General features: G+C 64.2%; 3 protein-coding genes and 1 pseudogene. 3 read left to right on the top strand and 1 reads right to left on the bottom strand.

The window, feature by feature from the left end; translation table 11 throughout:
- Positions 1-1,191 (top strand): glutamate-5-semialdehyde dehydrogenase (locus B3H86_RS04075; RefSeq protein ID WP_292051329.1); only part of this gene is annotated, 1,191 nt, incomplete at its 5' end.
- A 116-nt stretch (positions 1,192-1,307) separates the two neighbouring features.
- Here B3H86_RS04075 and B3H86_RS04080 read toward each other — a convergent pair.
- Positions 1,308-3,746, bottom strand: a complete 2,439-nt coding sequence (locus B3H86_RS04080; protein WP_292051330.1) for a membrane-bound PQQ-dependent dehydrogenase, glucose/quinate/shikimate family — start codon at positions 3,744-3,746, stop codon at positions 1,308-1,310.
- Positions 3,747-4,039: 293 nt separating this feature from the next.
- On the opposite strand from B3H86_RS04080, the gene B3H86_RS04085 reads away from it, so the two are divergent.
- Both B3H86_RS04085 and B3H86_RS04090 read left to right on the top strand, forming a co-directional pair.
- Positions 4,040-5,467 carry an NAD(P)-dependent oxidoreductase gene (locus tag B3H86_RS04085; protein ID WP_292051331.1) on the top strand — a complete coding sequence of 476 codons (1,428 nt, stop codon included), beginning with the start codon at positions 4,040-4,042 and terminating at the stop codon, positions 5,465-5,467.
- Positions 5,464-6,766 (top strand): annotated as a pseudogene (locus tag B3H86_RS04090) (glutamate synthase large subunit); the annotation flags it as partial. The gene B3H86_RS04085 and the pseudogene B3H86_RS04090, both read left to right, overlap by 4 nt.

Genomic DNA, 6,766 nt, shown 5'->3' on the forward strand with positions numbered 1-6,766 from the left:
GCGCCCGAGGTCCGCACCCGCGCCCTGACGCTTCTGGCACAGAAGCTGCGCGGCGCGGTCGAGCCGATCCTTGCCGCCAACCAGCGCGACCTCGACGCTGGCCGCGCCAATGGCATGAGCGAGGCCCTGCTGGACCGTCTGGCCCTCAATCCCGCGCGCGTCGAAGGCATCGCCGCCGCTGTCGACATCATCGCCGGTGTTCAGGACCCGCTGGGCGTGGAGACCGAACGCTGGACCGCGCCGGTCAACAATCTGGATATCGCCCGCGTGCGTACCCCCATCGGTGTGCTGGGCATCATCTATGAGAGCCGTCCCAATGTGACGGCAGACGCCGCGGCCCTGTGCATCCGATCGGGCAATGCGGCCATCCTGCGTTGCGGCTCGGACTGTCTGCAGTCGTCTCTGGCCATCGCCGCCGTTATCGGCGAGGCGTTGGCAGAGGCAGGTCTGCCCGCCGATGCGATCCAGCTGGTCGATACGCCTGACCGCGCCGCCGTCGGCCTGATGCTGTCGGGGCTGGAGGGTAATATCGACCTGATCGTCCCTCGCGGCGGCAAGAGCCTCGTCGGACGCGTCCAGTCCGAGGCCCGGGTTGCGGTCCTGTCCCACCTCGAGGGAATGAACCACACCTACGTCCACGCCGCCGCCAATCCGGACATGGCCCGCGCACTGGTGCTGAATGCCAAGATGCGCCGCGTGTCGGTATGCGGGGCGACCGAGACCCTGCTGATCGACAGGGCGGTCGCGCCGTCGCTTCTGCCGTTGATCGCAGCCGACCTTCACGCCAAGGGCTGCGAAGTGCGCGGCGGACAGATCGCTCGCTCTATCGTCCCCGATATTGTGCCCGCCTCGGACGAGGACTGGTCGACTGAGTATCTGGCCCCCATCATCACCGTAGGCGTGGTGGACGATCTGGATCACGCCATCGCCCACATCGAACGCTATGGCTCGGGCCACACCGAGGCCATCGTGACCGATGACGCGGACGCCGCCGCCACCTTCCTGAACCGCGTGGACAGCGCCATCGTGGTCCACAATGCCTCGACCCAGTATGCCGACGGCGGCGAGTTCGGCTTCGGCGGAGAGATCGGCATCGCCACAGGCCGTATGCACGCCCGCGGCCCCGTCGGTGCCGAACAGCTGACCACCTTCAAATACGTGGTGCGCGGCCAAGGCCAGACCAGACCCTGAAAGCCAATCCCACAGAAAATGGCCGGAGCAAAACTCCGGCCTTTCCCATTTATGCCCTAATAATTTCGCCCCTCAAGTAGCCCAAAGGGCGATAGGGGCAAGCATAAAGCCTATGCTCAGCCCCTCTGGGGCAGAGCATAAGCGATCACATAGTCACCGCGCGGGGTCTCCATGAAGTGGTGACCACCGGCCATGATGACCAGATACTGGCGGCCATTCTGTTCATAGATCATCGGGTTGGCCTGACCACCGGCGGGCAGGACGTCCTGCCAAACGGTCTTGCCGGTTTCGATGTCGATGGCGCGGATCAGATCATCGGTCGCCGCGGCGATGAAGATCAGACCGCCCGCCGTCACCACCGAGCCGCCGTTGTTCGGCGTGCCGATTTCCAGCGGCAGCATGGACGGGATGCCGAACGGGCCGTTCTTGCGGGCCGTACCGAAAGCGCGGTCCCACAGGGTCTTGCCCGTGCGCAGGTCGATGGTGCGGATACCGCCATAAGGCGGCTGTTTGCACAGCAGGCCGGTAAACTTCATCCGCCAGCCCGCGTTCACGTCGATCGCATAGGGTACGCCCATCTGCGGATCGCCCGCGCCTTCGGCCTTGGACTTGGTCAGGCTACCGCCCCTGTTGGCGGCTTCCTTTTCACGCTCGATGTAGCGGGGGTCGTCACGCGGGAACCAGCCCAACTGGTCGGCCTTCGCACGCGGCACCAGACGGTTGTAGTTCGGCATATCGTTATAGTTGGCAACGATCACGCCGCGCACCGGATCAATGGCGATACCGCCCCAGTCCGAACCGCCATTGTAGCCGGGATACTGGATCCAGTGGCGATCCGCCGTCGGCGGAGTGAAGAAGCCCTCATAGGCGGCCTGACGGAACTGGATGCGGCACACCATCTGATCGATGGGCGACATGCCCCACATGTCCCGCTCGGTCAGATCGGGCTTGCGCAGGGTGTGGAACAGCGACGTCGGCTGGGTGGGGGTACGCTGGGCCGGTTCGACGCCGCCCTGCGGCACCTTGATATTCTCGATCTCGTGCAGGGGCTGTCCGGTACGGCGGTCCAGCACATAGATGTCGCCCTGTTTGGACGGCAGGATCACCGCAGGCACCGTCTGTCCGCCGACCGGCATATCCACCAGCGTAGCCTGCGAGCCGAGGTCATAGTCCCAGACGTCTTTGTGCACAGTCTGGAAATGCCAGCGCGGCTTGCCCGTGGTGACATCCAGCGCCACCAGCGAGGTCGAATACTCATTCTCCGCCGGGCGGCGCTCGCCCGAATAATAGTCGGCTGAGGAGTTGCCCATCGGCAGGAAGACCAGACCCAGCGCCTCGTCCGCCGTGGCCGTTGTCCACATATTGGGCGTGCCCGGCGTATAGGTCTCGCCATCGGGCGGCAGGGTGGTGATGTCGGGGCGCATCATGTCCCAGGCGAAGCGCAGCTCGCCCGTCACCGCATCGAAGCCCTGAATGACGCCGGACGCATTCCAGCGCTTCTGTCCGTCCAGCACCTGATGGCCCGTGACTACAATGCCGCGCACGATGACAGGGGCCGAGGTGATCGACACCATGCCCGGATAGGGATCGCCCATGCCGTGCTTGATGCTGACCGCGCCATTGGTGCCAAAGTCCTGACAGGGGGCACCCGTGCGGGCATCCACCGCGATCAGGCGGCCATCCAGCGTACCTTCGATGATGCGGGTGGCACATGGCTGGGCCGCATCGGCGGCGGGCTTGGCAAAATAAGTCACGCCGCGGCAGGCCGCCGTATAGGGAATGTCGTCGTCGGACACCTTGGGATCATAGGTCCACTTCTGGCGACCGGTAGCGGCATCAACCGCAAAGAGCTTGTTCCGCGCGGAGCACAGATAAAGGGTGTCGCCGATCTTCAGCGGCGTTGTCTCTGCCCCCCAACGTTCTTCGGGCAGGTCGCCGGTCCGGAAGGTCCACGCCCGCTTCAGATCCTTCACATTGTCACGCGTGATCTGGGCCAGCGGAGAGTAGCGCTGGGCGCTGTCGCTGCCGCCCCAGGCGGGCCAGTCCGCCCCGACCTTGGCCAGAGCAGGATCACCGATGAGGGATTGCCCGGCACCGGGCACAGCATTCATCACACCGGCACGGTTATTGGCCACCACAACACCGCCGCCGACAAGCAGCACCAGTACCCATGCGGCCAGACCCACCAGAACGGTTCGTGTGCCGCCTTCGCGTTTGAGTGCGCCAATCGACAGGATGACAAAGAACAGCAGCACCATCGGTGCCACGAGGCGCGGAACCAGAGCCCAGCCGTTCAGGCCGACTTCCCACACAGCCCACACCACCGTGCCGATGACAATAAGGGTATAGAGCAGGGCCCCCGACAAACGGCCCAATACAATCAGCAGCCCGCTGATCACCATCAATATGCCGGTGATGAGATAATAGGCAGAACCGCCGACCATCATCAGCTGGGCCCCGCCTATAACCAGGGTCAGGCCGATCAAACCGATCACCACACCCAGAATCCGTGTCAGGCTGGAGCCAACGCTCCGTCCCTTTTCAATCCGCGACATAGCCAACCCTCGATTGTGCCAGACCTGAACCTCAAGGCTCAACACAACCGCCAGCTTCGCGTTCCACACTCCAAAGTACACGCTTAGGTGTTGTTGTGACGAAACGCGGGTAGGCAAGCTTAATCGAAGAACATCGAAAGCCCTGCTTTATTTATGCCGCAATGCAATATTGAATAGAAAATAATTTCTGATATCCATTCTCAAAACGCACTCATTATGCACTTTGGTCTATAAAAAGCGGATATATGGGAAAAATATTTGCGATAACGACGATTAGCGGCCAAACTGTGCACATGCAAAAAGGTGGTCGTTCCAATCCCGGTGGTTTCCTGGTTCAAGCCCGCTCCCTGCCAAAGCAGGCCGCGGCTGATCGCGTGCGTGATTTCAACGAGATCACACTCAAACCGAACGTGGAAACCGGTCAGAAACAGGCGTCGCGCTGCACCGACTGCGGCGTGCCCTTCTGCCAGAACGCCTGCCCGCTCCAGAACAATATTCCGGACTGGCTGGCCCTTTCGGCAGATCGCGATCTGCGCGAGGCGTGGAAGACCGCTTCGCTCACTTCGACCATGCCCGAAATCTGCGGTCGCATCTGTCCGCAGGACCGCCTGTGCGAAGGCGCGTGTACGCTTCAGCAGTCGGGCTGGGATGGAGTGACCATCGGTTCGGTCGAGGCTTGGATCGCCGATCAGGCGTTCGAGAACGGCTGGGTCGAGCCTATCCGCCCCGTCGCCGAACGCGGCCAATCGGTCGCCATTGTGGGCGCAGGTCCCGCTGGCCTGGCCGCCGCCGACCGTCTGCGTAGCGCGGGCTATCAGGTCACCGTCTATGACCGCCACGACCGTGCAGGCGGGCTTCTGATGTACGGCATCCCCGGCTTCAAGCTGGAGAAATATGTCGTCCAGCGCCGTATCGACCGTTTGGTCGAGGGCGGGGTGAAGTTCGTTCTGAACACCTCGGTCGGCACCGATATCTCCATGGACGAGCTTCGCGGCCAGCATGATGCTGTGCTGCTGGCCATGGGTGTCTATCAGGCCCGTCGCCTGTCCATTCCGGGTTGCGGCCCCGATGATGCCCTGCCCGCACTTGATTTCCTGATCGCCCAGAACAAGCGCGATCTGGGTGACAACGTCGAGGCCGAGACCGCCAAGGGCAAGAAGGTGGTTGTCGTCGGTGGCGGCGATACGGCCATGGACTGCGTCCGCACGGCCATCCGTCAGGGCGCGTCCAGCGTCACCTGTCTCTACCGCCGTGACCGTGCCAACATGCCGGGCAGCGCGCGTGAGGTTCAAAACGCCGAGGAAGAAGGCGTGACCTTCGAATGGCTGGCTGCGCCCAAGGCCCTCATGTCCAAGGGCGAGACGGTCAGCGCCGTCCGCGCCCAGCGCATGGCCCTGTCGGAGGCAGGAAGCTCGGGCCGCCGCGAGATCGTGCCTGTCGCCGACAGCGATTTCGACGTCGCCGCCGATCTGGTGATCGAAGCTCTGGGCTTCGAGCCGGAAAACTTCACCGAACAGCTGGACGCCTCTCTCGAGACGTCTCGCTGGAACACCATTCAGATCGCCCGTGGCGGGTTCGCCACCAGCCTTGAAGGTGTGTTCGCCGCAGGGGACGCCGTGCGCGGCGCTTCCCTCGTCGTCTGGGCCGTGCGCGACGGTCAGGACGCCGCTGCCGAAATCGACCGTTACCTGCGCGCGCGTACCGAGGAAGCCGCAGCATGAGTGAGCAAAACAACGCCAACTGGCTGAGCCAGTATGAAGCCGCGCGCGTCGAGCTGGTCGCCGCTGGTTCCTATGACCCGAACTCCGAACGCGATGCCTGCGGTGTCGGCCTTGTCTGCGCCATCGACGGCAAGCCACGCCGCGAGGTTGTGGACATGGCCATCCAGTCGCTGAAGGCCGTGGCCCACCGTGGCGCGGTCGATGCCGACGGCCTGTCGGGCGACGGCGCGGGCATCATGATCGAAATCCCGCAGGAGTTCTTTGCCGAACAGGTCCGTGCCGTGGGCCAATCCCTGCGCCCCGGCCCGATTGCCGTGGGTCAGGTCTTCCTGCCGCGCACCGACCTTGGCGCCCAAGACCGCGCCCGCGCCATCGTCGAAGCCGAGGCCATCCGCTCGGGCTTCTACATCTATGGCTGGCGCCAGACGCCGCTGGACCTGTCGGTCGTCGGCACCCGCGCCGAACAGACCCGCCCCGAGATCGAACAGATCATGCTGGCGGTGCCCGAGGCCCTCTATAAGGCCGACACCAACGGCGAGGCCGTCGAGCGCGAGCTTTACCTGTGCCGCCGCCGCATCGAGGCTGCCGTCCAGCAAGCCGGCCTGTCGGGCTGCTACATCTGTTCGCTGTCGGCCCGCTCCATCGTCTATAAGGGCATGGTCCGCGCCGAACTGTTGGGCCAGCTCTATATCGACCTGAACGACCCGCTGGTCGCCTCGGGCTATGCCCTGTTCCACCAGCGCTATTCGACCAACACCTTCCCCGAATGGAAGCTGGCCCAGCCGTTCCGGATGCTCGCCCACAACGGCGAGATCAACACCATCGAGGGCAACCGGCGCTGGGCCCAGGCGCGCAGCAAGGTATGGAAGAGCGAGCGCTTTGACATCGCCCAGTTCGACCCGGTGATCTCCATGCACGGCTCGGACTCGCAGAGCATGGACAACATGCTCGAGCTGCTGGTGGCCGGTGGCATGGAGCTGATCCAGGCGCTGCGCATCCTGGTGCCGCCGGCAACCCAGTCGCTGGAATACAAGGATGCCGACCTGGCCGCGTTCTACGAGTTCCATGGGCTCAATTCCGAACCCTGGGACGGCCCGGCCGGCATCGTCGCCTGCGATGGCCGTTATGCCGCCTGCACGGTGGACCGCAACGGCCTGCGCCCGGCGCGCTGGCTGCTGACCTCCGACCGTCACTTCCTGGTCGCCTCCGAGGCCGGCGTGTGGGAAGTGCCGACCGAGCGGGTGATCCGCAAGGGCAAGCTGGGCCCGGGCGAGATGCTGGCCATCGACCTCAAGCGCG

Origin of the sequence: Brevundimonas sp. UBA5866 (assembly GCF_002432125.1) — a bacterium.
Lineage (GTDB): Bacteria > Pseudomonadota > Alphaproteobacteria > Caulobacterales > Caulobacteraceae > Brevundimonas.

Coding starts and splice junctions, on each gene's coding strand:
- B3H86_RS04080 (WP_292051330.1), bottom strand. CDS start 3,746: ATGTCGCGGATTGAAAAGGGACGGAGCGTTGGCTCCAGCCTGACACGG.
- B3H86_RS04085 (WP_292051331.1), top strand. CDS start 4,040: ATGCAAAAAGGTGGTCGTTCCAATCCCGGTGGTTTCCTGGTTCAAGCC.